Consider the following 23990-nt stretch of genomic DNA (forward strand, 5'->3'; position numbering starts at 1 on the left):
ACAACATTATGACAACAAAACGTGGTAATAGAATTATATATGATACAACTACAGGCAAGGTAATACACCAAACAGGTGAAGCAAAAGGAGATATACTACCACATGATGATTGGCATGGAATAGCTTATATTGAAATTCCTTATGGTGCTATTGATTACTCAAAGAAATACATCGCAGGTGTAGACCTTAAAACAAAACGTGCTATCATTAAAAACTATGAAGTTGAATTAACTGAACAAGAGTTAGAAATGATACGCATGAAAGAGGACACAGAAATATACAAAGTGCAGGGCGTATTAATGGGGTTCATGCAAGGCTCAGTAGTTGAAAATACAGTTAAGATTATTGCTAAACGCATTGCAACAGAAGGACTTAACCCTATAACTGGTGAGATATTCACGCTAGAGTTTATTGTGCATGAAGGATATAAGGCAGCAGTAATTGTAGTATTAGTAAATGACTATGGAATGGAGGTGGTAGAATGACTTATAAAGGTAGACAAATAAGTAAGAAAACATTAACACCATCATTAGAGCAAGAGATAAACGCTATTAAAACTAAAGCTGATAACTCATGGCAAAAAGATATTTATAACAACGCTAGAATCATTAATTTAGGCACTAAGAAAGCTACTAGAACATTTACTGTAAATCAAGCAGACTGGAAAAATACAGGTAATGTAGAACAATTGGGTATAGTCATACCATTCAGGGGTGCATTTTCAGGTAGTATTAAAGTAACCTATTCGGTAATGTGGGGTGAAACAGGGTCATGGGGTAGTACAAGCGTAGCCTACAATATAGGTAGTTTTCCACCGCAAGGCACGAAATTGAATGAGTTTACTATATTAACTGCTAGTAGCACAATGATGAAAGACTTTCATATAGTGCAGCCTTTCATAGATACTGCTACAGGCGACATTGCTATTCTTGTATTTAGAGCGCCTAATGCTAACAATCCGTTAGAAATAACTGTAGAATTAGACGGTACTTATTCAAGTGCTACTTATAATAGTAATTTGTTCAATGCTTTAAAAGATGGTCATATTAATACTACAGATTTAAGGTCTACTACAGCAGGTGGCTATCCGTGGACACCGCAGACTGTCACAACCCTCATGGCTAATACTTACAACGGTAACAGTTTAATTACTAATGTTGGTGCTAATAGAGCTGCTAGGATATTCCCTCAGATTAATTGGAAGACACCTCATGGACAAACTGAATTATGGGAGAGTGTACTCTACTTAGATGATTCATTGTGGGGTATAATAGAATTAGATATTGCAGGCTATTCTAATGCACATGGTGGAGCAAAAATGATAGTAGAATGGGGTTTTGTCTCTAGTCCTTCATCTACAGAATCACAAGAATTTAAAAACACATTAAAAGTTATTTCAGCAAGTCCAAATTTCACAGAAAATTTTTATGTTCAAACTCAACATAGACCGGATTCTAAAGCGTTGTTAATACAAATATTTAAGCGTAATGTTTCAGACTCTTTATCATTGTTTGCGACGTTAACCACTACTAACAGTTCTAGGGCTGCTTATGAATTTTTAAATAAATTTACAAACGGTTCTTACTTCCCTAGTGTTACAGTTCCAGCACACAGACAAAAGGACTTAGATAGGCGTATATCTGAAAATTTTACGCTGTTCGGTGATTTTAAAGCTAAGTTAGCGCCTGCTATCACCGAAAAAGGAGTACCAACAAATGCAGATGCTACAGCAGACCAAATGGTAGCCAATGTTAGAGCTATACCAACAGGTGGTCAAGTGTATGACAGCAATATAGCGTCAGGTGGGACTGTTGCGTCTTTTGCTTATGCAAACGGTGTAGGTAATCAAAATAGTCCTTATATACAAATTGTATTTATTTTTAAACCTAAATTAATACATTTATGGACAACCAGTGGGGCTTTGGTGTCTACTATAGTTAATCAGTATTCAGATGGTTTGGCAGAATATACAGCTAAATTAGCAAGTTATAATGGTGGTATTACAGGTGGCGTAACTACTGTTAATTTGAAGTCTACTTATTATCAATCAGGCAACAATTGGAATTTTACTATACCTGTTAATTCAGTAAATACGACATATAGGATTCTTGCATTGTAGAGAAGGATGATAAAAGAATTCAATGAAAGTGAGGTGAAATAATGCCATTCAAGTAGAATACATAAACTATAATGAAGTAATTCAATCTGCAAAAGTACCTATTGAAAAAGACATACACCAAGTAATTACCCCTATAGTTAAGGAATTAGAAATCAATGGTCAAATAGAAATTGAGAGATATGTTGAAATTGCTATTCATAATGAGCGTTTAAGTAACGTTATTACAAAATGTTATTCTCAGAAAGAAATGTTAGAATACATACGCCTTTTACAACGAATGGTTAAAGAAATAATGGTTGAAGATATTTCAAATAACACTAATTGTAAATAACAAAATACATAAAATAAAATTTAGAAAGAGGAAATTTATTTATGAAATACCGTGTAATTAAGGTTATTAAAGAGAATGTTTATTCTATTACTTTTGAAGTTGTTGAACAATCACCAGAGTTTCTAGAAGCTGTATAAGATTGAGGTCAAAAGATTTTAAATGTTGGTGGAAAATTTACTAAAAGGTTATCGAAAATGTAGTAACTAAAGTTCCTATTGTTGATGAAAATGGAGACCCTGTATTAGATGGTTCTGGGAATCCTACTTTTAATGAAGTATTAACTCCTACTGAACGTGAAGAAGTATTATTGAATATTGGCGATTCGTTCAAGTACTTCCCTAAAGAATTACCATTTACAAAATCATTCTCTAAGAATCAATACCATGACAATGTAGAAGATATGGCTAATTTATATGAAATAACTCTACGTGAACGCATGGATAAATTAATTGATGAATTAAAATCGGATGTAGACAATTTCAGTGGTACAAGCGAGTACATTCGATAAAAGACACATATTATTTAAAAATAAATGAATATTGATACAAAATATACTAATAGTGTATAAACAATCTATATATATTAATATTCAATATTTTACTAGAGTAGGTGCGAGCTATCCCTCCCCTACTCTTTTATTATTTTGATAAAGTCGGTGATAAAATATTGATTAATGAAAAACTAGGTGAACGATTAGCCAGTGCTGAGGTTGAAATTAAGAATCAAGAGAACCGAATTTCAAAATTAGAAGGTAATCATGAATTATTATATCGCTTAACATTAGTATCCGAACAGCAGCAGGAGATGAATAAGCATCAGCAAATCCAATTACATCGAATGGATAAGACCTTTAATAATATTAATATCAATCTTACAAAATTAAATATGACCCAGGTTGAATTACAGGAGGATGTTAAAGGGATTGGTCAACGTGTGGATAGTATTGAGGAGGATCTAAAGCAGGAGTCTCAGAAGGATTATATCTCCATTGGTGACATCATTAAACAATATCTGCATTGGTGGATACTCCTTCCAACAATTATTATTGGTGCTTTTATTTTAAAATTATTTGGCTTATAAGAAAGGAATGATGTCGATGAAAATTAATTGGAAGGTTCGCATTCGCAATCCTCAATTTTGGATTACGGTAGGATTATCCGTAATTACTCCCCTCTTTGCCTATTATGGTATTACGGGAGCGGATTTAACTACTTGGCAAAGTGTGTGGACATTAATTATGGATGCAGTCTCCAATCCATATGTTTTAGCATTAATAGCCGTTAGTACATATAATGCCATTCTTGATCCTACAACAGCTAACCTAAGTGATTCCTCAAGAGCATTAACCTATAATAAACCGAAACGAGATGAGCGATAATGGTCGATTTTATGAGTCCTGTGAAGAATGCTCGGTTAACTAGTAAATTTGGTTGGAGAAACCTAGGCTTTGGAAGGGAATGGCACCAAGGCATCGATTTAGCTTCAACTGGAAAGGTTCCGATTTTTGCTAGTGCTGCTGGCATTATTACGCGAGCACAGACGTTAAGCAGCTATGGAAATGTTGTGATGATTAAGCATACAATCCATGGCAAAACATATGAAACAAATTATGCTCATTTGGATTCTTCCTGCGTTCAGGTAGGACAAAAGGTGAAGCAGGGACAGCAAATCGGAATTATGGGAAATACAGGACGTGCATTTGGCGTTCATTTACACTTTGAAATACATAATGGTCTTTGGCAAACAGGACAACCAAATGCTGTTGATCCTATGAAATATATAACATTAACGAATGAAGCTAAAGGAGAGTTAACAATGTCACAATACAATGAATTGCTAAATAAAATAAAAGAGCTGGAAAATGCTTTGCAAACAAAACAAGCTATTATTCCAACGCGTAAAGCCACTGAAACGCATAAGGGAGCTTGGGATTGGCTGCAATGTCAAGGTATTACGGACGGCTCTAACCCTCAAAATTTCGTAACACGTGAGCAATTTGCAACAATGCTCAAACGATATCATGAGTCTAACTTATAATTTCTCACCGCCAGTAAAACCATGATACAATGAAAGGAATACTGGCAACTAAGGAGATTTTGCATGAGGCTTTCAACCATTTTAAATTTTTGTATTCTTGTATTTTTTACCCTACTCTTCGTCAATGATTTTTTCCCTGATACTACATTAGCTGCAGTACTAAGCAAAAAAATAATTCTGCTTATTTTAGTGATTTTGGTCATTGTACAAATCACGATGGATAAGGGGCAATATAAAAGGCTATCTAAGAAAGCATATGTTAGCGTAACATTGTATACCGTAGGACTTTGGATTGTCTTAACATTGCTTGGCGGCAAATCTGAATTTGGTCTATCCTTTAACAGCCCTATATTTTATATTATCGTACTATTACTAGGACTGGATTTACTTCGTATCTATCGCCAATCTAAGTTGGAACAAAAGCAATAGTCATAGAATTTGAAGCGCTAACCATCACTTTGATGATTCTATCCATCGTTTGAGCTTTTCTATCCATCGTTCCAATCTTTCTATCCGTTACTTTGGCGTTTCTATCCATCACTAAGCATGTCACCGATTTACTTCATTTGGTGGACATGCTTTTTCTAAATCAATACAAAATTTTGAATTGACACAAATATTGAAAATAAAAATACCCCAATTAGAAACCAACCATAAACATTTCTCTTTTGCCGAAATTCCCTAATTCCTAATATTAACATAATTAAACCTAAGAAGAATATCATTAAGAAATTCAGCTGATAATCGTGAGTAATAAGTCCATATGCAGCGAGTGATATTACAATGATTGAAAAAACAATGTGCAAAATTTTCAGCATACTTTCCACTCCTCCTTCTGTTAACTAGTATTTAGTCATAATACTGAGAGGGAAACCTTTACCTACCGTTTATTTAATTAATAAAATGATAAAAAACAGCCTTCATTGTTTTTGAAAAACCCATTTATAATGCAAATTCAATCGTAGTAGCAGTTCTTTCAGCTGCTGATTCTCCAATCGTTTTCCCCACAAGATAAAGCGCCATATTTATTCCTGAAGAAACACCTCCAGAAGTGATGATGTTACTGTCCTGTATAACTTTTTCTTCAGAAATCACCTGAATATCTGGATAATTTTCTTGTAGTATTTTTAATGCTAAATGATGAGTCGTTCCTCTTTTACCATTTAACAATCCTGTTTCTCCTAAAATAATTGCTCCTGTACAAACTGAGCATATGTATTCAATATTTTTATGTTTAATTATCCAATCTTGAATATTTTTATTCTTCCTAATAGATTGAACAGCCCTTAAAGGACCACCAGGGATTATTAAGATATCTAGATCAGGATGATTATTAATTGTATAGTCAGGAACCACTCTTATTCCTGAATGAGTTTTGACTGACTCCCCATTCTCTGTTATTAAAAATACTTCAAATGGTCTTGTTGGTAACAAGTCTTTTTTATAAAGAGTTAATGCCTGCTCAGCCTTACTATTCGAGGTTAATGACAAAACCTCTGCTGGACCTGAAAAATCTAATATATCAACATAGTCATATATCTAAATTCCAACTTTTCTCTTTTTCATTTTTATCCCCCACCCTCAATTTCCATTATCTCACTACTCAAGGATACTCGAACTAGCTGTTAATTGTATGACGATAAGTGATCTTATACACCCACTCTATCCATCCAACTTCACCTCAAATCAGAAACAGATGAGAACCTTTATAACGCTTCTTAAAGATACTTTATTTTGAATAAATACCTTTACCATTGTGGATGGCAAGCCTAAAGTGTAGTAACAAACCACCAATTGTTGTAAAGTTACAAGGTGCTGATTTTGCTTGTTTAGGAAATGTTTCTTCATACCATTTCCGAGTGATTTTATTATTATTTTGTAATTCATAGAAAGCAGCTTCTAATTCCACATAGCTTACTTTTTTATAGTCACCTATCTTCCCAATAGAATAGCAAATTCCTTTCTCATCAACTCTAATAACTCTACTGGACCCTTTCACTTTATGAAATACTAAGTCTTCATGAATTGCATTTTTAAAAGATGGAAAATCTATCTTTTACAACTACTTTCATATTTTATAGATTTATTCATTATCATATGCATATCTAATTAATGTATTATCCAGTATTTCCGATTCAATTACTCCTGATAAATAATATAGCTTTAACCAGTATGCATTATTTTCAAGATAAGAATCCAATGCTTTGCTAATATTAACTTCCGTAAGTTCTTTAACAATTATCATAGGAGGCATAGCTGGAAGATATTCAAGCCCCTCTTTTTCCATCAATGTCTCAAGATTTTTTGGGGTACATACAACTAGTGTGTAGGAAAAACCATCATCTAGCTTTACAAAAATATCAATGTTATCATCTTTAATATCAGTTACTTGTGATAATGCAGTTGGATATTCAATGTTAGTGATTTTCATATTAAACTCTCCTATTATTTTAGGATTTTTTTAAAATATCATTCTCGTAAAACATCTATACAATTATTCTCTTACTATTCATCTAAAATTACCACTCAGTCATTCATCTTAGCATTTTCGCTAACTTAATGGATTTTGATTTCCATTTATATTTTACCAAATTAACCATACTTTTCTAATGAGGCGTAGCTTGCGTGGTACAGGAATGTTTGAGTTATGGGCTAATTACTAACCTTTTGCTGTTCTGAAAGTTCTTTTTGATTGCTATATATGAAAGTTACATGATAAACTATTTCTGCACTTCAAAGGGCATAATCAATTCTAGGCTGTAGCGTCTTCCAACGCTGCAGCTTTTTCTTTTTTCTTTATATCACATTGAAAATAGCTAACCACACTCAAACCGTATTATACAGGCATTATGATTCAAGAGCATTTAATGTGAAATGAATGCATGCAATATCAAAAAAAACCTATAAACTATACAATACTTTGTGATTTTAAACTTAGCAAAATAAATCATAAAAATGAAATATTTTGGGGCTATGCGGTGCTAGACTAGAGTTTACAAAATATGGCGAGTATGGGAATGTGTGAGTGAGATTGGGGTTAATTGCTTCAATCTTTTTTTGTTAATCAATTATATGAATAACTTACTTATATAAATAAAGCACTGTTTGGCACAGCGCATTTCTAGGTACATAAGTTAACCCTTCACAGCTAATTGTTAAAGGTAACTTTATTTTCAAAATAACTACAGTTAGCACAAAGGTAATCTTTATTTATAAATATAGAACTGTACATATTTGACCAAGGAATATGTTCAGAACATCTTTCACATTTATCTACATACTTATCACGTAAAATACCATTCTCTAAAAAGACATACCATTGTTGATCCGATAAACTTTCAGATCCATTTTTTATGACAAGCAACGATATTTCTAACGCTTCACCATCGTCAAATCTATTCTCACTAATTAATTTTTTTAAATATGAAATAAATTTAGATGGTTCTCTTAATATTCTTTGTTTAAGTTGTTCTCTTTGCATAAAACCTCTCCTCTTTCCATCTACTTCAATTCGACAAAAGGAGAGAATTCCCTTTTATTTCTGGCAATAAAAATAATGCTAGTTTGTATTTCATCGTCTTCGCTGTAGTACCGACACTTTTGTTTTAAGGACAGTGCTTTAACCCCATAATACACAATTTTTTTATATACTTTGATTGATCAGCCCCTTCCACTGCATCTAATAGCTACCACACAAAAAGCAACCTTTCATAAAATTGAATAGGTACTTTTGTATAAATAACGCCTTCAAACCTTACGTATACTATTATTGACGGTTTCGCCTGTTGGGGGTTACTATAATGTTAGTAAGATTCTTGTCGTGAGAATCGCATATTGTGCAAACGCTCAAGTGGCTCTTGGGCGTTTTTTTATTTTATCCAAAGGAAAACACCACCCAGCAAAAAATACTGAATGGTGCTTCCTTTTTTATAACATCATACGAAAGAAATGGTAAACAATATCTACACACGATATAAATTTGTTGCGTATCGAAAGATGGCTAGTCTTACTTCACGCTGTTTCTCTTTTTTAGCCTTACTCTTTTCTTGTCGTGATAACTTAGGCATCTACTCTCATGGAGTGATACTTTTTGTGTACAGAGGTAAAAGTGGGGCTAGCTCATAGCTAACCCCACAAAAACCGCTTTATTTAGATATTTACAAAGCCTTTATGATTCTAGTACATTTAAAATTACATCAAGTTCATTAACTGCAAGATCAAGGCGTTCTTTTGCCTCGATGTTTTGCTGCTTTAATTGACTAAACTCTAGCAAATTTTTCTCATGCTTGAGTTTGATAGAGGACAAACGTTCAATTCGTGCCTCCAACTTTTCAATCGCTTGCTCACAAACGGCTGACCAAAGCTTTTCTGACTTTTGCATTTCAGTCGTGGATGGGTTGTGTTGACGCATAATTCGTGCATAGATCGCTTCAATTTGCTCAATTAATTCTGAGTAAAAATGTCGCTCAACACGAGTCGTTTGGAATGTTGGGTGCTCTACCTCTTTTGCATATGGGGTAATTTGACGTAGTAGCTTCCCTGCATTTTCGCCGAAACCATGTGATAGATTCAGGACATTCATTAATTGCAATAGTAAACGGATTTCTTCAAGATTGATCAGCTGTGAATCAATGCTTTCCTTAAGCTTTAACGATTCCATATAGCGTTGATCAAAGTGCTCAATTTCGCCATTGCGTTGCTCTACTAAATGTACACTTGCATTGTCTTTTAAGCTTTTAATATAGCGAATGGCATGGCTCTTTAGCTCTTCCATCGACAGCAAGTTGTCATTGTCTTGTTGTGGTTTTTCTCGTTGAACATACGCAAATGCATCCATTTTTTTGGGCCATTTTGCTGCTGGGGTTTCTTCTGAGACATTATAGCGTATATAAATTCCGTGCATTCCATATCCTCCAAGTCCATTTAACAAGTATCTCTAAAGACAATAAATCGAATACGGTATTTTTTCAAGTAAAAAACTTTTAATATTTGAAAATCCTTCATTTGAACAATGTTAAAAAATCCCGAATAGTTGATTCTATTCAGGATTTTATATAATGAGAACTTGCTTAGCTTATCCTCTGACAAGCTTAGTTCTCACACGGTTTGACATATATTCTACCATTAAAATAAGTAATATTAATCCTACTAAAATAGACCCTACCTCAGACCATTTATATGCATTCATCGCAAAAATAAGGGGTGCACCTATTCCTCCAGCCCCTACTAAACCAAGTACAGTTGCATCTCGTAAATTCATATCAAAGCGATAGATCACAATCGATAAAAATAACGCCGTCAACTGTGGCCATATTCCAAAACGAATCTTCTCCATCATCGTACAGCCGAGAGCCTCCATCGATTCTAATACACTCTTATCCAAATCCTCAATCACATCGACATATAGCTTGGATAGCATGCCTATGGATGTTAACGACATTGTGAGCACACCAGCAAATGGTCCTTGACCTGTTACCCGAATAAACATAAGACCGTATACAATCGCAGGAATGGTACGTATAATGATTAATAGTAAACGCACCACAAATGCAATAGGCTTAGGCACGATATTCGAGGCAGATAAGAAGGCTAATGGAATAGCTAGAAATGCTCCTACAATCGTACCAAGAAAGGCAATGGCCATTGTTTCAATTAATAAATAAGGAATCCCACCTGTGGTCGCATTAAATAGTAATGCCCAATCTGGCTGCAGCAGCCCTACTAATATATTCTTTGCAATTTTTGCCCCATTGTTTGATATCGAGTCAACATGTATCGTTGATATCGACCATATAAATAGCAGACCTAAAATTACAAGGGTTAGAAAGTATGACATACGTCGATCTGGTTGTAATTGTAATTGTTTTTCGATGACATTCATAGCTTCACCCCTACATTAATCTCTTACGAAAATATTCACTAGTTGATTCAATGATAAAAACAGTACAGACAAGCATTAGTAAAATCATGCCTACATTTGCATAGCTTCTCCACCCCAAGCTTTCATTAAGAAGCAAACCAATCCCACCAGCACCGACATACCCTAGAATGGATGCATAACGGACATTTCCCTCAAAGCAAAATAATGATGTCGATAAGTAATTTGGGAGAATTTGCGGCAAAATGGCATAGCGAAATGCCTGAATGGTTGACAATCCCATTGAATGCATAGCCTCAAATGCCCCCATATCGACATTTTCAATTTGTTCATATAAAAGCTTTCCCACATATGCGATTGTGAATAAAAAGATTGCAATAGTACCGGCCATCGTTCCAAGCCCAAATATGAATGTTGCGATCAGCGCGATGATTAATGTTGGTAATGTTCGAAGTAAGCTCAATATAAATTTGCTTAACATCGCTATCCATTTATTTTTGGTAATATTGGCTGCAGCAAGCATAGCGATAGGTAAGGCACAAATAGCACCTGTTACGGAGCCGAGCAATGACATTTTAATGGTATCGAATAATGGCTGCCATAGCTTCACTACATATCCCCAATTAGGTGGAACCATCTGCTGTATAATCACGAAGAAGTGATTCATTCGATCCCTCAAGACCTCTAGACTAAATCCCGTAATACGAATTGAAAGCAATGTTAAAGCAAAGAGGATAAGCCATATTAGCGGCATAACGGAGCGCTTTTCCAGCACTTCCTTACCATTAGGCAATGCTATTTTTTTCGGCAATAGTAACTTCCATTGCATGACGGTTCACACCTCTCCTCTCTTTCGTATCGTTATAAATAATAGCAAGCGTTTCTTCGTTGATTTCATTCGCTCTTCCATCAAAAACGATTTCTCCATTCCTTACACCAATAACACGTGTTGCATAAGCCAATGCCAAATCAACGTGATGAATATTAATTAAAATAGTCATCTTTAATTCTTGATTGATACGTTTAAAATCTTCCATCACTTGCTTAGCTGTCACAGGATCCAATGATGCTACAGGCTCATCTGCTAAAATAATTTGGGGATTTTGAGCAAGTGTACGTGCCAAGGCTACACGCTGCTGCTGGCCGCCGGATAACTGATCTACTCTTACATAGGCCTTCTCTAAAATCCCTACATGATCCAGTGCCATCAATGCTTGAAGCTTCTCTTTTCTTGTAAAAACACCAAAGAATTTTCGCCAAAAGGGCATATTAGGAACAAAGGAAACAAGGACATTTTTTAAAACGGATACACGTGTTACCAAATTAAAGGATTGAAATATCATACCAATATTTCGACGCAGATTTCGTACCTCTCTGCCCTTTAACTGACCTACATTAATAGTATTTACTCGCAACGTTCCCCCTGAGATATCGTGCATTTTATTAATACAGCGCAATAATGTTGATTTCCCTGCACCTGATAAACCGATAATCGCAACGAACTCCCCCTGCTCAATCTTAAGGTTAATGTGATTCAATGCAAGAAAGCCATTGGGGTATCTTTTTTCTACCTCTTTAAACTCAATCATAGTAACGCTCCTTTATATGATAGAGGAATTGCATCATAGGCTAAAAATTAAGAATCTGCGAGGTTTTCTGCGGATAAGCCGCAAGCCTCGCAGATTCAGTAAACATTTCTATGATGGTCAGTCCTTTTTCATGCTATTTACTTCAAACCAAGATTTTGAACTAACTCCTGTGCCTTACGCTCATTGTCATAGTCGCTATCCTTTGCTGCCTGATAGCCTTCATGACTGTAGATCGCAATTACTTCCTTCCCTTTTTCAGAATTACCAATATTAATGAAGGCTTGCTGAATAGCCATCTTTAATTCGTCATTCATGACTTTTGAATTTGTACTGACACTAATTGTGTCATTATAGATCGCAGGCTTAACACCAAGTAAGTCTGTTTCCTCCCAAATAGAAGCGGAGCGATTAAAATCTCCTTGCCAGCTTTCCTCATAATCACGACGTGCATCTGCGTACGTCACTAGGACATCTGTTTGTCCCGCAGCTAACCGTGCAAAAGCATTACCATAGGAATCAGCCTGTACAACCTGTGCTAAATCAGGAATTGTTTTATTAAATTTCTCATGCAACCATAATGTTGGATAAATATAGCCTGCAGGTGATGAGCTTGACATAACATTCCAAGTAACATTATTTAAGTCCTCAAACGTTAATTCCTCACCATTATTTACTTTCGCTGCTAAAGCCTTTCCTTTCTCCGATGGACCAGCAACTAAAATTGCTCGATAAGATGTTGTTTGTGCTGTTGTTGGTGCAGTAGGCTCATTTTTATTCCAATCAATAGGATTATCTGAATCATTGCTTAAGCCTGCACGTGTCGCTGTTAATATTACTTCAGCGCCATCATCATAAAGTACATAAGTCCCTCCTGGAATTAAACCAATATCCGTAGTTCCAGCAGACAACGCTTCGCCAACCGCTTCAAAATTTGTTCCAACAGTAATATCAATTTCACCTACATCAAAGCCTAATCCTGCTAACTCGTCCTTTAGTAAACCCTTTAAAGGTTCTGTTGCTGTAATAATTTCATCAGGATCTCGGGAAGGCACAAAGCCGATTGTTAATTTTTTTAGGGATTCATTCCCACTTGCATCAGAGGAAACATCTACTGTTTCTTCATCATCAGCTGTTTTAGAGGCCTCATTTCCACATGCCATCAGCAATATTGAAAGTATGAATGTTATTCCGAAAAATAGTGATTTTTTCAAATTTTTGTCCTCCTCATGTTTGAAATGCTTCCTCAGTATAAACAGTGAATATTTCCCTAGTGTTAATAAGGGATAAATATATGTATCTATTTCGTAAAACAATATTTTGATATTGTAAAGACATGAAATTAATAAAAAAAACCTTATATACTGTATGTATACTAACTAACGGAGGACTCTCTATGACTGTCAAAACCATACAAATATTGGCTACTAGTGATATTCACGGTTATATTATGCCTACTACCTTTCGTGATGCACGGAATGAGGCACTTGGATTAGCTAAACTAGCATCCATTATTCAAGAGAAACTACATAAAGGACCGACACTTTTACTTGATAATGGAGATTTTATTCAGGGAAGTCCCATGACCTTTTATCATCAAAAATTTCAAGCGCATATGCCTAACCCATTTATTCAGGCTGCAAATGCTCTTCAATACGATGCCATGGTTTTTGGTAATCATGAATTTAATTATGGGCTACCTGCCTTACAATCCATCATCAACCAATCACAATTTCCATGGCTAGGTTCAAATGTTTTAACGGAAGATGGCAGACCTTTGACGAAGCCTTATATCATTAAAGAAATAGATGGTGTCCGTATAGGGATTTTAGGAGTGACAACTCATTTTGTGACACATTGGGAGGAGCCACAGCATATTTCTGGGCTTCACTTTGAAGACGCCTTTACAAGTGCTAGCTATTGGGCAAAATGGATGCGAGCAAATGAACAAATAGATGTTCTTATCCTTAGCTATCATGGAGGATTTGAGCGGAACCTAGAGACAGGAGAATTACTAGAGGATGAAAATGGAGAAAATCAAGGGTACCGTATGTGCATAGAAATCGAAGAAGTAGATATCATCATTTCTGGACATCAGCATCGTGAAATATGTTCGATCATCAACGGAAAATCAGTTGTTCAGCCCGGTACTAAAGGTATTTGCCTAGCCAGTATCGAATTAGCCATTACACTGGATAATGAACAGAGAATTCATTCCATAGCTCATACGCCATCTCTACTGTATGTGAAGGAAGACACTATATGTGAAACAACTGTTTATAATATTATCTCGCCTACTTTTCAAAAAACAGATGCATGGCTAGATGAGACAATTGGGACTATCCAAGGAAATATGCTTGTGGAGGATGCCTTTCTTGCCCGTATTCAGGAGCATCCCTATATTGAATTTATTAATCGTATTCAAATGGAAGCATCAGGGGCTGCTATTTCTTGTACAGCGCTCTTTCATGATGGGCATGGTGGCTTAAAGCATGCGGTAACAATGCGGGATATTGTAACGAATTATATTTATGCAAATACCTTAAAGGTGCTGCGACTAACTGGACTGGACATCTTGCTAGCCCTTGAACAATCAGCGACCTATTTTACAGTTGAGGCAAATGAGCTAAAAGTAGCTAAAACATTTCAATATCCAAAGGCACAACCATATAATTACGATATGTGGGAGGGCATTGAGTATATCATAGATATTTCAAAGCCTATTGGCGAGCGGGTCACTATGCTAACCATTCAGGGTGAGCCTATAAAGATGGAGGAAGAATTTGAAGTGGTAATGAGCAGCTATCGTGCTACGGGAGCAGGTAATTTTGATTTTTTAAGAAATCGGCCTGTTGTGAAGGAGATACAAATAGATATGACAGAGCTGATTGCTGATTATCTTCTAAGGCATCCTATCATCCAAGCGACATGCAATCATAATTGGCGGGTAACATTCTAGCTCACCTTTATAAAATAATTCGCCATATTCCTTGTGAGGATTGAAGTCTCACTGGAATATGGCGATTTTTTATTTTATCTAATTAAGAATTTTGTCGTATTTGATGAATGCTTTTTCCTTCTGTAAATGCATGTATGGATGTTATTTTTCCTACTGATTTAAAGTTTGCCCTGTCGTAGACCTTTGCCACCTGCGCATTTATTGGCATAATCCAAAGATTTTCTAACCCTAGCTGAATTGACTGCTGCTGAATATGCTGAAGGATATAGCCAATCAGCCCTTGCCCTCGATGGCTTTCAAGTGTTGCTACACTTTCAATTCTTCCTTGATTTCCTGAGATAAAAAGATTGGCAGTACAGCATGCTTTCCCATCTAGCTTTAATAAATAATACGTAAAGTATGGAGAGCGATATGTTTGCTCAAAAGCCTTCTTTATTAATGAAGGATCCCCAAATGTTGCAATACTCATTTCAACTGCCATTGCTTCATCTACATTTGTATCTGTTACTCGTTCGATGGCTATAGCTGGATTATGTGGTAGTAATGCAGATTCACCGTTCCAACATTGTATATCATCTATAAAGCTTTCATATTGAAAGCCGTGCATTTCTAAAGTTTTTATACAGGCCTGATTTTCCTCCAGATTGTATAGGTACAATCTTGGGACAAGTGCTTTAGATTGATAGAATTTCTTTATTTTGCTCAATACCACATCAGGTTTATTTATTTTACGCCAAATGTGTGCATGATTTGCATCAAAATATGTTGGATTATCCTCATTGTAAAATAATACTCCTTCTTCACATGTCTCCATCTTACTAAAACTCTTAAGATAATGAAGATCAAGTTCTATAATGTGTTCTAAACTATGCATGCTCTGTTCCTCCCTCGACCCATCTTTCAAATAAAGCCTCTAACTGATGCTCAAGCTTTTGACGCTGCTCCTTAGCCAGTGTCGGCTCCTTTAATTTTAATTCAAGCTTTTCTATTTGCTGCTCAATAGGTTGCTCTTGCTTAGCACTAATAGGCTTTTCTGTTATCTCTTTTATTACAGGTTCATCTACTAGCTCAGCATGTTTATTCCTTGCCCACTCATAATCACCCTCAAATACTTGAATGACTTCATGCTTAATCCATGCTACTTTTGTAAAAATCTTTTGTAGGAAATAGCGGTCATGAGACACACCTATAATCGTTCCCTCAAAGGATTCCAATGTATCCTCCAATACCTCTCTGGCCTCAATATCTAAATGGTTGGTCGGCTCATCCAGTAGCAATAGGTTGATATCCTCATGCATTAACTGAGCTAGGCGTAAGCGCATCTTTTCCCCACCGCTTAAATCCTTCACTTTCTTGAAGACGTCATAGCCATAAAATAAAAATTGAGCAAGTATATGTCGTGCCTCAGCCTCTGATACTGAGACACTCTCTCGAAAGGCATCAATTAAACGAATCGATGGATGCTCATGCTCAAACTGTTGCGAAAGGTAGCCAATTTTCACACTGTTGCCAACACGACAGCTTCCTCCATTTGGTACGACCTCACCTAGTATCATTTTTAATAATGTGGATTTACCACTGCCATTACCGCCAACAATCGCCAGTCGTTCTCCGAAGTAAACAGACAAATCGCATTCCTTTAATAGCGGCTTATCAAATGCATGGCTAATTGCCTTCATTTGCACAACCTCTTTACCACTACGCTCAGCCATTGTTAGAGCTAAATTCATTTTCTTTTTCGTTGACGGCTTCTTGACCCGCTCAATTCGAGCCAATGCCTTTTCCATGCTTTTAGCACGTCGATGCATGGAAGCGTTCGGTGGATTCGCTTCATTTGCCCATTGCTTTAAACGCTTGATAGTTTCCTGCATTTTTTTTATTTTCTTCTGCTGCTCCTCAAATTCAGCAAATTGCTGTTCAACCTTCGCTTCCTTTTGTTTAACAAATGCACTGTAATTGCCAATATACGTAAGTGCCTCTCCATCTTCAATTTCTATAATCTTTTGAGCCATTTGATTCATAAAATGGCGATCATGGGATACAACAATCACTATCCCCGCGAAGTTCCGTACATAATTTTCTAGCCATTCAATTGCTTGCATGTCTAGATGATTGGTTGGTTCATCTAATAGCAAAATAGAGGGATTACTTAAAAGGATTTGCCCTAGCATAACCTTTGTTTTCTCTCCTCCGCTTAAGCTAGTAAAAGGCTGCTCAAGTAATGGTGTAATACCTAAACCATTAGCAATCATCGCCAATTGCGCATCAATCTCGTAGCCACCCTGCAGCATAAATTGTTCTTGCACATGACCATATTGCTCAAGTATCTTATCTGATACAGCTACCTGCATTTCCTGCTCTAGCTTTGTCATCTTTGCCTTCAAAGCATAAATTTCAGCAAATGCCTCCTCCAGCACTTGCTTTACAGATAACATAGGATAATGCGGAATTTGATGAAGATAGCCAATAGTCGCTTCCTTACTTTTTATAATCCGTCCCTTATCTGGTGTATCCAAACCAGATAATAGCTGTAATAAGGTCGTTTTCCCGCTTCCGTTCACGCCAACAATGGCAACATGCTCTCCTGTATTCACTTCTAATTGAAGTCCTTCAAATAAAATATTCCCACCAATAATTTTTTGTATTTGTTCAGCTTTAATTTGCATCGTTTTTTCCTCCAATGAAACGTGCGAAAACATCTATAGACACAAAAAAAGACTGCTCCATTAACAAGCAGTCTTTTCCTCATTAATTTGTGAAAAAGAATGGTTAATTCGCTACGTTTGTTATTATTTGATTTTGCTTAAAAATGGACAGACCTCTCCCGTTGTTCGCAAAATCGAAAGTAATACCACGTGCAAAATACATAGCTGTATCCACTTTTACACATGTTTTCGTAGCGTTTTGTTTCATTCCTTTTCACCTCCGTTCATAATAGTTAAATTTATAATACCATAATTCAAGGACTTTAGAAAAGAAAAAATTTCAGTTGTCACTTTTTTGTAAATATACAAATGTTCCATCTAGCTATATACTATTTAAAATAGAAATATTTTCCTGAATTATTTCAATATAGTGAATTGACAGTAAGCTTTTTCATCATTAGCTTACTGTCTATTTATATGTGGTTAATATGTGGAGGGGCATTTATGAAAAAACTAAGTATGCAAAACAAAATGAGCTTGTTGATTGTTGCAATCATTACCTTTGTTCTGATTGCGATTAGTCTAGTAAATACAAGCGAAATGAAAACAGCTTTACAAGATGAATATAATATCCGTCTTAATCAGATTTTAGATTTAAGTGTACATAATCTCCATCAAACCTTACCAGGAGATTGGCAGCTAAAAAACGGAGAGCTTTACAAGGGCGATGCAAAGGTAGCGGATGAGACTGACATCATCGATAAATTAGGAGAATTATCTCAAGCAGCAATTACAGTTTTCGCGAATGATACACGTATTAATACAAATATTGTTGTAGATGGACAGCGAGCAATTGGAACAACTGCAGATCCAAAAGTAGTGGAGGCTGTGTTGTCTCAAGGAAAATTATATACAGGCACAGCAGAGGTTGTGGGTGAACCCTATTTTACAAAGTATGAACCCCTTCATAATGCAGATGGAGAAATAATTGGCATGATTTTTGCAGGTGTGCCTTCTTCTGATATCGATGCAGCGGCCCAAAAAATGCTCTTTAAAATGGGTGTTCTTGCAGTTATTACAGCGATAATTGCAGTAATTGCAGGTATCTTATTTGTACGAGGGATTGTTAAACCATTAAAGCACTTAAATGCTCAATTAGAAACCATTTCGGCTGGAAAGGGCGATTTAACACAACAGATTATTGTTAAGTCTAAGGATGAAATCGGTGAGCTGGCAAATTCATTCAATGCGATGCTTGCAACATTACGTAAGATGATGCAACGAGTGGATGAAACAGCTAATCAGGTGTCTGCATCATCTGCTGAGCTTTCTGCAACTGCTGGCTCTACGACAGACACAACAGAGAATTTAACAGCCAATATGCAGGAATTAGCAAGCGGTGCCAGCACGCAAAAGCATAGTGCCAATGAAAATGCTGAGGCCATGCAGGATATTGCAGGAGGCATTCAATTAGTAACAGAAACAAATAGCGAGGTTTCTTCCTATGCTTCTGATGCTTTTGATACAGCTAAGCATGGAGAACAGACAGCACAGGAGATGCAAATGCAAATGCAGGCTATGGCAGTAGCTGTGCAAGAAAGTGCTAATTCGATTGCTGCACTTGATACACATGCAAATAAAATCGACGAAATTGTTGAAGTAATTCATGCCATTGCAGATCAAACGAATTTACTGGCGTTAAATGCCTCTATTGAAGCAGCGCGTGCTGGAGAACACGGAAAAGGCTTCGCAGTGGTAGCCGAAGAGGTTCGTAAATTAGCAGAGCAATCAAAAACATCTGCAGCAGAAATTACCCAGACGATTCAAACAATGCAGCAGCTAGCGAAGGAAGCACGTGAGCATATGCAAGAGAGTGAACAAGAAGCTGCTTCAAGTGCCAAAGTGGTGCAAACAACAAGCGTTGCATTTGAAGAGATTACAGCTAAGGTATCTCTCGTAACCAATAAAATTCAAGAGGTTTCAGGGATTGCTGAAGAGCTCTACGCACGTATAGAGCAAGCCAATGCTTCTACACAGATAATGGCTGAGATTGCTGTTGAAGCACGTGAGCAGTCGAAGGTCGTTACACAAATTGCTGAAACAAATCTTGAATCCATGGAGGATATCAATATAGCCGCTTCACAGCTTACAAAAAATGCGGAGACGCTGCAAGATTTAATTCATCAATTTAAATATTAATGACGTAAAGGATTGTTCATTTGGTAAATGCCAATGGACAATCTTTTTTATGGAGCTGATTTGCCGTGATAATACTACTGGTAAAAACATTTGCAATTGGCTGTAAGTATGATTAACACAGTTCATTTACCTGTTGCCATCTCGTTTATCTAGTTCACCTGCTACACCCTCACCTTTTTCACAAACATTTTAACAAACGGAACAAGGAAGATGGATACGACTAACACACGGAAAAGCTGAAAGGCTGTGACAATCGTGACATTTGCATGAACAGAAGCAGCGATTATTCCCATTTGATCAAGCCCACCTGGTACAATACTTAAAAAGCCTGTCCCAAAATCAAGATTGTACAAGCTCTGCATAACAAATGTTAAACCAAAGGCACCCCCAATAAAGATACCAGCTGATACAAATGCATAAAATACATGCTTCTTAGATAAATGTAGATCCTCTTTTTTTAGTAAAAGTCCAATATAAATACCAAGCATTAGCTGAGCAATATGTAGTAAGGATATCGGCATTTGCGGTACCTCTATCCCAGCTATATTGATTCCCATTAATAAAAATACAGGTCCTAGCATATAGCCTGTTGGAATTTTTATTTTTTGCGCAAGCCATCCCACAGCGCTACATAAAACAAGTACCCCAATAAGCCTCCATGTATATGTCCCATCTATAGTGCTGCCGCCTCCGCCAGAACCTGCTACCATTAAAGGCACAAAGCCAACGATTAGCAGAACCCTCAGTATTTGAAAGAATGTAATGATGACCATATCCATATCCCCTTGCTCCTCAGCAAAGGCCACAACCTGTGACATTCCCCCAGGTACACAGCAAGTTAATGCGGTCGCAAAATCTAAATCTGTACGCTTTGCAACGATATAACTTACAGCAAAAAACAAAGCGATAAACAAAAGATTGAGCACAATCATACTCCCTAAAAATTGTTTAATATCCTGGACAGCTTCTGGTGTAAAAGCAAACCCAATAGAATATCCTGCTACGATTAAACCAAAATTCCTAAAATATGGATGCCATTTCAATTGTACTTTTGTTGATAACTGAACAATAAGTACTGCCGCCATGGCTCCTAGTAACCAGGGCATCGGGATATGGACAGCTTGAAAGACAAATGCACCTGCTAGCCCAATACATAGTGTAATAAACATGTGTCGATCAAATACAAACATAGAAGCAACCCCTCGTGACTGACTGTATAAGTCCATTATGCAGTTAACTTCCCTACTTTTCTACTTCGCTGCTTTTGGCAAGATCCTATATTGTGAAAAATAAACCTGTCATCCTTAAATTTTGACCTCTTATCGAAGAAATTCTCCCACCCAAATTTTTCTATGCTACATTATTATTACCTGATTCAGTGTTAACCCAGTGATGGGGATAGGCAAAGGAGGTCTCTAATGAAGATTCATTTAACAATTAATAGCGCGCTAGAAGAAATTGAGATTCATATACATGCGAAAGAATATAACGAACAAATTGAGCGAATGATGAAGCAGCTCCAAGCTTCACAAACAACGATGATAGATGGCTATATCCAGCAGGAAATTCATATGCTAAAGATTTCTGAAATTTTTTCAATTTATGCAGAGGATGCGAAGGTATTTTTGCAGACAGAAGAGCAGGAATTTGAATCAAAACGCAAATTATATGAACTAGAAGCGCAATTTGCAAAAGATTTTGCGCGTGTCAGTAAATCAACACTCGTCAACATTCATAAAATCGCCTCTATTCAAATGGGGAAACTGGGTACGACAGAACTAATACTTGAGAATGATGTTACCGTACATGTCAGCCGAAAATATTTAAAAGAGTTAAAACGCCATCTAGGTATCGGGAGGGATTCATAATATGAAAACATTACGCATGATGATTATTGGTCTACTTATTTCACTGAGTTCTTCCTACGTCTTAGTGACCTTAAGTATGATGTCTAATAATGGAGTGATAGTAGGATCAGAATTACTTGAGCAAGTAATAATCGCTGCCATTCTAGGTGTTGTCATAGGCTTATTGTCCTTAATATATTATATCGAGCGATTACCCTTTTTAATACAACTGTCCTTACACATAATCGCTGTAACTTTGTGTGTAATCATCGCAGGTTATTTTGGCCACTGGTTCGATCATTCTAGTCTTGTATATATACTGATAGCCGAAATCGTTATTTACATTATCGTATGGGGTATTACCTACGTGCTTCAATTAAACGATATTGCAGAAATCAATCATGAAATACAAAAAAGAAAGGAATAATCTATTATGGGATATGCTATACAAGTTGAAAACCTTCGTAAGCAATATGGCGAGCATCAGGCTGTCAAAGGGATTTCATTTACAGTAGAAGAAGGCACCCTCTTCGCATTTTTAGGGGCAAATGGTGCAGGTAAATCAACAACCATTGAAATACTTTGTACCTTATTACAAAAATCAAGCGGTACTGTGAAAATTAACGGTCATACCCTTGATGCAAGCAATCACAATGCTGAAATACGGAAATCAATTGGCGTGGTCTTTCAGCAAAGCCTGCTTGATGAGCGATTAACAGTTCGTGAAAATATACTACATCGCGGCAAAACATACGGTTTATCCAGAGCACAGCTTGATGAAAACTATCAATTTGTTTCTACCTATTTGCATTTAGAGGATATAGAAAAACGTAAATATGGAACATTGTCAGGTGGTCAAAAAAGACGTGCTGATATTGCACGCGCGCTCATTCATCGTCCAAAAATATTGTTTTTAGATGAGCCAACAACCGGCTTAGATCCACAAACACGTCAATTTGTTTGGCAGGCTATTAAACAGCTACAAATTGAAACAAACATGACTGTGTTTTTAACAACGCATTATATGGAGGAAGCGGCTGTTGCACATCATGTTATCGTATTAAAGCAAGGAGAAATTGTCGCTGAGGGGACACCAGACGCGTTGAAAACTAAATATGCCTATGATTCAATGTCACTTGTCTTTCATAATAGTGCTGAAGGGAGTAAGTGGCTCAAGGACAATGCCATTTCCTACACAGAAAAGCTCGGTATATACTCAATTCGAGTTGATTCAACGCTTCATGCTTTGGATTTATTAAAAAAGGCAGAGCCATTTATCGCCTCCTTTGAAGTAATAAAAGGCACAATGGATGATGTCTTTCTTCATATTATGGCTGAGGGAGATGCTGCGTAATGGAAGCATTTATTAGCCTAGTACAACGAAATAGTAAGGTTTTTCGAAGAGATAAAACCCAAGTCTTCTATTCACTACTTTCTGTTATTATAGTAATTGTGCTGTATGCCGTATTTCTGCAAAAAATGCAGGTGGACGCTATTGAGCAAATGACAAAGGCTACTCCTGAATTAATCACAATGGTGAATGAATGGCTTGTAGCGGGACTGTTATCCATGATTGCTGTAACTACAACACTTGCTGCCTATGGGATTGCCGTCAAAGATTTGGAATCTAAAGCACAGGCTGATTTTTTAACCGCACCTATTTCAAGAGCAACGATACAATTTAGCTATGTCTTCAATGCCTTTATTATCGGCTGTATCTTTTCCTTTATTGCCCTCGTTGGTTGTGAAATCTTTATTGTTTCCACTGGTGGAGAGCTTCTCAGCATTGGGGATTTCGTTCATGTAGTGGGCCTATTATTTTTATCTGTATTACTTGCCAGTGTTTTTAATCTTTTTCTAGTATTATTTGCGACTACGCAAAACTCCTTTTCAACATTAAGTACCCTTGTGGGAACTGCGCTTGGCTTCTTATGCGGGGTTTATGTCCCTATTGGTGCATTACCAAGCTTTGCACAAAATTTGATTATGTATTTCCCTATCAGTCATACAACTTTACTATTACGCAATGCATTTATGGAAAGCTCCATTACCAAAGTTTTCGAAGGTGTACCTGCTTCACAGGTAGAAGATTATAAAGAAATGTATGGCATTGTCTATGACCTTCATGGAAGTATTCTTAGTGCATCCACAAGTGTCATCATTATTCTAGCTACCATTCTTGTACTAGCTATCTTATCTATCATTCTTTACAAAAAGAAAAATAAATAGATTTTGACACATCGTTTATTAAGCGATGTGTTTTTTATTGATTTAAAACAAACATTTTGTTATTTGTAAGCCCGTATTCAAATAACGCATATAAATAACCAGGCACCTCCGGTACGATAGATGTATCAATTGAAGGAGGTGCTTCCTTATGCTAACGAAC

The 23990-nt window shown here is 36.4% G+C and carries 27 protein-coding genes; 13 read left to right on the forward strand and 14 right to left on the reverse strand.

Going from position 1 to position 23990, the window contains the following annotated elements:
• The first annotated feature begins 8 nt into the window (after positions 1-8).
• The 7 genes from ACQKIM_RS17150 (at position 9) to ACQKIM_RS17180 (ending at position 4916) form a co-directional block, all read left to right on the forward strand.
• Positions 9-485 carry a hypothetical protein gene (locus ACQKIM_RS17150; RefSeq protein ID WP_427546061.1) on the forward strand — a complete coding sequence of 159 codons (477 nt, stop codon included), beginning with the start codon at positions 9-11 and terminating at the stop codon, positions 483-485.
• The gene (locus ACQKIM_RS17155) at positions 482-2119 is read left to right on the forward strand and encodes a hypothetical protein (protein ID WP_427546063.1); all 1638 of its coding nucleotides are present in this window, start codon (positions 482-484) and stop codon (positions 2117-2119) included. The genes ACQKIM_RS17150 and ACQKIM_RS17155 overlap by 4 nt, the downstream gene beginning before the upstream one ends.
• A 638-nt stretch (positions 2120-2757) precedes the next feature.
• Positions 2758-2958, forward strand: a complete 201-nt coding sequence (locus tag ACQKIM_RS17160; protein WP_427546065.1) for a hypothetical protein — start codon at positions 2758-2760, stop codon at positions 2956-2958.
• A gap of 158 nt (positions 2959-3116) precedes the next feature.
• Positions 3117-3530: a hypothetical protein gene (locus tag ACQKIM_RS17165; protein WP_427546067.1), complete on the forward strand. Its 414-nt coding sequence runs from the start codon at positions 3117-3119 to the stop codon at positions 3528-3530.
• Between the two features lie 16 nt (positions 3531-3546).
• Positions 3547-3828, forward strand: coding sequence for a phage holin (locus ACQKIM_RS17170; protein WP_427546069.1), 282 nt, complete (start codon positions 3547-3549; stop codon positions 3826-3828).
• Complete coding sequence (locus ACQKIM_RS17175; RefSeq protein WP_427546071.1) at positions 3828-4487, forward strand: M23 family metallopeptidase; 660 nt, start codon at positions 3828-3830, stop codon at positions 4485-4487. The genes ACQKIM_RS17170 and ACQKIM_RS17175 overlap by 1 nt, the downstream gene beginning before the upstream one ends.
• A 63-nt stretch (positions 4488-4550) precedes the next feature.
• Positions 4551-4916 carry a hypothetical protein gene (locus ACQKIM_RS17180; RefSeq protein WP_427546073.1) on the forward strand — a complete coding sequence of 122 codons (366 nt, stop codon included), beginning with the start codon at positions 4551-4553 and terminating at the stop codon, positions 4914-4916.
• 155 nt (positions 4917-5071) lie between these two features.
• On the opposite strand, the gene ACQKIM_RS17185 is transcribed toward ACQKIM_RS17180, so the two are convergent.
• The 10 genes from ACQKIM_RS17185 to ACQKIM_RS17230 form a co-directional block, all read right to left on the reverse strand.
• Entirely contained in the window at positions 5072-5305 is a 234-nt protein-coding gene (locus ACQKIM_RS17185) for a DUF3953 domain-containing protein (protein ID WP_427546075.1), read from the reverse strand.
• A 124-nt stretch (positions 5306-5429) separates the two neighbouring features.
• The gene (locus tag ACQKIM_RS17190) at positions 5430-5978 is read right to left on the reverse strand and encodes a DJ-1/PfpI family protein (RefSeq protein ID WP_427546077.1); all 549 of its coding nucleotides are present in this window, start codon (positions 5976-5978) and stop codon (positions 5430-5432) included.
• A 238-nt stretch (positions 5979-6216) separates the two neighbouring features.
• On the reverse strand, positions 6217-6486 hold the full coding sequence (locus ACQKIM_RS17195) for a hypothetical protein (protein ID WP_427546078.1): 270 nt from the start codon (positions 6484-6486) through the stop codon (positions 6217-6219).
• Between the two features lie 84 nt (positions 6487-6570).
• Positions 6571-6918 carry a hypothetical protein gene (locus ACQKIM_RS17200; protein ID WP_427546079.1) on the reverse strand — a complete coding sequence of 116 codons (348 nt, stop codon included), beginning with the start codon at positions 6916-6918 and terminating at the stop codon, positions 6571-6573.
• 717 nt (positions 6919-7635) lie between these two features.
• On the reverse strand, positions 7636-7968 hold the full coding sequence (locus ACQKIM_RS17205; protein ID WP_427546081.1) for a hypothetical protein: 333 nt from the start codon (positions 7966-7968) through the stop codon (positions 7636-7638).
• Between the two features lie 687 nt (positions 7969-8655).
• Positions 8656-9390: a hypothetical protein gene (locus ACQKIM_RS17210; protein WP_427546082.1), complete on the reverse strand. Its 735-nt coding sequence runs from the start codon at positions 9388-9390 to the stop codon at positions 8656-8658.
• Positions 9391-9561: 171 nt separating this feature from the next.
• Entirely contained in the window at positions 9562-10368 is an 807-nt protein-coding gene (gene phnE / locus ACQKIM_RS17215; protein ID WP_427546084.1) for a phosphonate ABC transporter, permease protein PhnE, read from the reverse strand.
• A 10-nt stretch (positions 10369-10378) separates the two neighbouring features.
• Entirely contained in the window at positions 10379-11194 is an 816-nt protein-coding gene (gene phnE / locus ACQKIM_RS17220; protein ID WP_427546086.1) for a phosphonate ABC transporter, permease protein PhnE, read from the reverse strand.
• Positions 11151-11954: a phosphonate ABC transporter ATP-binding protein gene (phnC, locus tag ACQKIM_RS17225; protein ID WP_427546088.1), complete on the reverse strand. Its 804-nt coding sequence runs from the start codon at positions 11952-11954 to the stop codon at positions 11151-11153. The genes phnE (ACQKIM_RS17220) and phnC overlap by 44 nt, the downstream gene beginning before the upstream one ends.
• Positions 11955-12091: 137 nt before the next feature.
• Positions 12092-13165 (reverse strand): phosphate/phosphite/phosphonate ABC transporter substrate-binding protein, encoded by a 1074-nt coding sequence (locus ACQKIM_RS17230; protein ID WP_427546089.1) that lies wholly within the window; start codon positions 13163-13165, stop codon positions 12092-12094.
• Between the two features lie 182 nt (positions 13166-13347).
• Between ACQKIM_RS17230 and ACQKIM_RS17235 the strand changes: the two genes are divergently transcribed.
• On the forward strand, positions 13348-14910 hold the full coding sequence (locus ACQKIM_RS17235; RefSeq protein ID WP_427546091.1) for a bifunctional metallophosphatase/5'-nucleotidase: 1563 nt from the start codon (positions 13348-13350) through the stop codon (positions 14908-14910).
• 82 nt (positions 14911-14992) lie between these two features.
• Here the strand turns inward: ACQKIM_RS17235 and ACQKIM_RS17240 are convergent, their stop codons facing one another.
• From ACQKIM_RS17240 to ACQKIM_RS17250, 3 genes are all read right to left on the reverse strand, one after another.
• A complete protein-coding gene (locus tag ACQKIM_RS17240; RefSeq protein ID WP_427546093.1) occupies positions 14993-15784 on the reverse strand; it encodes a GNAT family N-acetyltransferase in 792 nt (263 codons plus the stop codon).
• Positions 15777-17576: a ribosomal protection-like ABC-F family protein gene (gene abc-f, locus ACQKIM_RS17245; protein WP_427546095.1), complete on the reverse strand. Its 1800-nt coding sequence runs from the start codon at positions 17574-17576 to the stop codon at positions 15777-15779. The genes ACQKIM_RS17240 and abc-f overlap by 8 nt, the downstream gene beginning before the upstream one ends.
• Before the next feature lie 103 nt (positions 17577-17679).
• A complete protein-coding gene (locus ACQKIM_RS17250) occupies positions 17680-17823 on the reverse strand; it encodes an RAxF-45 family protein (RefSeq protein WP_427546097.1) in 144 nt (47 codons plus the stop codon).
• Positions 17824-18059: 236 nt separating this feature from the next.
• On the opposite strand from ACQKIM_RS17250, the gene ACQKIM_RS17255 reads away from it, so the two are divergent.
• Entirely contained in the window at positions 18060-19754 is a 1695-nt protein-coding gene (locus ACQKIM_RS17255; protein ID WP_427546099.1) for a methyl-accepting chemotaxis protein, read from the forward strand.
• A gap of 161 nt (positions 19755-19915) precedes the next feature.
• On the opposite strand, the gene ACQKIM_RS17260 is transcribed toward ACQKIM_RS17255, so the two are convergent.
• The gene (locus ACQKIM_RS17260) at positions 19916-20944 is read right to left on the reverse strand and encodes an AbrB family transcriptional regulator (RefSeq protein ID WP_427546101.1); all 1029 of its coding nucleotides are present in this window, start codon (positions 20942-20944) and stop codon (positions 19916-19918) included.
• A 228-nt stretch (positions 20945-21172) separates the two neighbouring features.
• Between ACQKIM_RS17260 and ACQKIM_RS17265 the strand changes: the two genes are divergently transcribed.
• Genes ACQKIM_RS17265 through ACQKIM_RS17280 form a run of 4 tightly spaced genes read left to right on the forward strand, consistent with a single transcriptional unit; the run spans position 21173 to position 23830 of the window.
• On the forward strand, positions 21173-21622 hold the full coding sequence (locus ACQKIM_RS17265) for a LytTR family DNA-binding domain-containing protein (RefSeq protein WP_427546103.1): 450 nt from the start codon (positions 21173-21175) through the stop codon (positions 21620-21622).
• A 1-nt stretch (position 21623) separates the two neighbouring features.
• On the forward strand, positions 21624-22028 hold the full coding sequence (locus tag ACQKIM_RS17270) for a DUF3021 domain-containing protein (protein WP_427546105.1): 405 nt from the start codon (positions 21624-21626) through the stop codon (positions 22026-22028).
• 6 nt (positions 22029-22034) lie between these two features.
• Positions 22035-22955 (forward strand): ATP-binding cassette domain-containing protein, encoded by a 921-nt coding sequence (locus tag ACQKIM_RS17275; protein WP_427546107.1) that lies wholly within the window; start codon positions 22035-22037, stop codon positions 22953-22955.
• Positions 22955-23830: an ABC transporter permease gene (locus tag ACQKIM_RS17280; RefSeq protein ID WP_427546109.1), complete on the forward strand. Its 876-nt coding sequence runs from the start codon at positions 22955-22957 to the stop codon at positions 23828-23830. Before ACQKIM_RS17275 ends, ACQKIM_RS17280 begins: the two co-directional genes overlap by 1 nt.
• Positions 23831-23990: the final 160 nt, after the last annotated feature.

Source organism: Lysinibacillus sp. NPDC047702, assembly GCF_050272555.1.
GTDB lineage: Bacteria > Bacillota > Bacilli > Bacillales_A > Planococcaceae > Lysinibacillus.

What these genes read in the sequence shown, in the direction of transcription:
- ACQKIM_RS17150 (WP_427546061.1), top strand. Translation starts at nt 9, where the DNA reads ATGACAACAAAACGTGGTAATAGAATTATATATGATACAACTACAGGC.
- phnC (WP_427546088.1), bottom strand. Translation starts at nt 11,954, where the DNA reads ATGATTGAGTTTAAAGAGGTAGAAAAAAGATACCCCAATGGCTTTCTT.
- abc-f (WP_427546095.1), bottom strand. Translation starts at nt 17,576, where the DNA reads ATGCAAATTAAAGCTGAACAAATACAAAAAATTATTGGTGGGAATATT.
- ACQKIM_RS17275 (WP_427546107.1), top strand. Translation starts at nt 22,035, where the DNA reads ATGGGATATGCTATACAAGTTGAAAACCTTCGTAAGCAATATGGCGAG.
- ACQKIM_RS17155 (WP_427546063.1), top strand. Translation starts at nt 482, where the DNA reads ATGACTTATAAAGGTAGACAAATAAGTAAGAAAACATTAACACCATCA.
- ACQKIM_RS17255 (WP_427546099.1), top strand. Translation starts at nt 18,060, where the DNA reads ATGAAAAAACTAAGTATGCAAAACAAAATGAGCTTGTTGATTGTTGCA.
- ACQKIM_RS17175 (WP_427546071.1), top strand. Translation starts at nt 3,828, where the DNA reads ATGGTCGATTTTATGAGTCCTGTGAAGAATGCTCGGTTAACTAGTAAA.
- ACQKIM_RS17235 (WP_427546091.1), top strand. Translation starts at nt 13,348, where the DNA reads ATGACTGTCAAAACCATACAAATATTGGCTACTAGTGATATTCACGGT.
- ACQKIM_RS17200 (WP_427546079.1), bottom strand. Translation starts at nt 6,918, where the DNA reads ATGAAAATCACTAACATTGAATATCCAACTGCATTATCACAAGTAACT.
- ACQKIM_RS17185 (WP_427546075.1), bottom strand. Translation starts at nt 5,305, where the DNA reads ATGCTGAAAATTTTGCACATTGTTTTTTCAATCATTGTAATATCACTC.
- phnE (WP_427546084.1), bottom strand. Translation starts at nt 10,368, where the DNA reads ATGAATGTCATCGAAAAACAATTACAATTACAACCAGATCGACGTATG.
- ACQKIM_RS17270 (WP_427546105.1), top strand. Translation starts at nt 21,624, where the DNA reads ATGAAAACATTACGCATGATGATTATTGGTCTACTTATTTCACTGAGT.
- phnE (WP_427546086.1), bottom strand. Translation starts at nt 11,194, where the DNA reads ATGCAATGGAAGTTACTATTGCCGAAAAAAATAGCATTGCCTAATGGT.
- ACQKIM_RS17250 (WP_427546097.1), bottom strand. Translation starts at nt 17,823, where the DNA reads ATGAAACAAAACGCTACGAAAACATGTGTAAAAGTGGATACAGCTATG.
- ACQKIM_RS17210 (WP_427546082.1), bottom strand. Translation starts at nt 9,390, where the DNA reads ATGCACGGAATTTATATACGCTATAATGTCTCAGAAGAAACCCCAGCA.
- ACQKIM_RS17260 (WP_427546101.1), bottom strand. Translation starts at nt 20,944, where the DNA reads ATGTTTGTATTTGATCGACACATGTTTATTACACTATGTATTGGGCTA.
- ACQKIM_RS17265 (WP_427546103.1), top strand. Translation starts at nt 21,173, where the DNA reads ATGAAGATTCATTTAACAATTAATAGCGCGCTAGAAGAAATTGAGATT.
- ACQKIM_RS17205 (WP_427546081.1), bottom strand. Translation starts at nt 7,968, where the DNA reads ATGCAAAGAGAACAACTTAAACAAAGAATATTAAGAGAACCATCTAAA.
- ACQKIM_RS17180 (WP_427546073.1), top strand. Translation starts at nt 4,551, where the DNA reads ATGAGGCTTTCAACCATTTTAAATTTTTGTATTCTTGTATTTTTTACC.
- ACQKIM_RS17240 (WP_427546093.1), bottom strand. Translation starts at nt 15,784, where the DNA reads ATGCATAGTTTAGAACACATTATAGAACTTGATCTTCATTATCTTAAG.
- ACQKIM_RS17280 (WP_427546109.1), top strand. Translation starts at nt 22,955, where the DNA reads ATGGAAGCATTTATTAGCCTAGTACAACGAAATAGTAAGGTTTTTCGA.
- ACQKIM_RS17170 (WP_427546069.1), top strand. Translation starts at nt 3,547, where the DNA reads ATGAAAATTAATTGGAAGGTTCGCATTCGCAATCCTCAATTTTGGATT.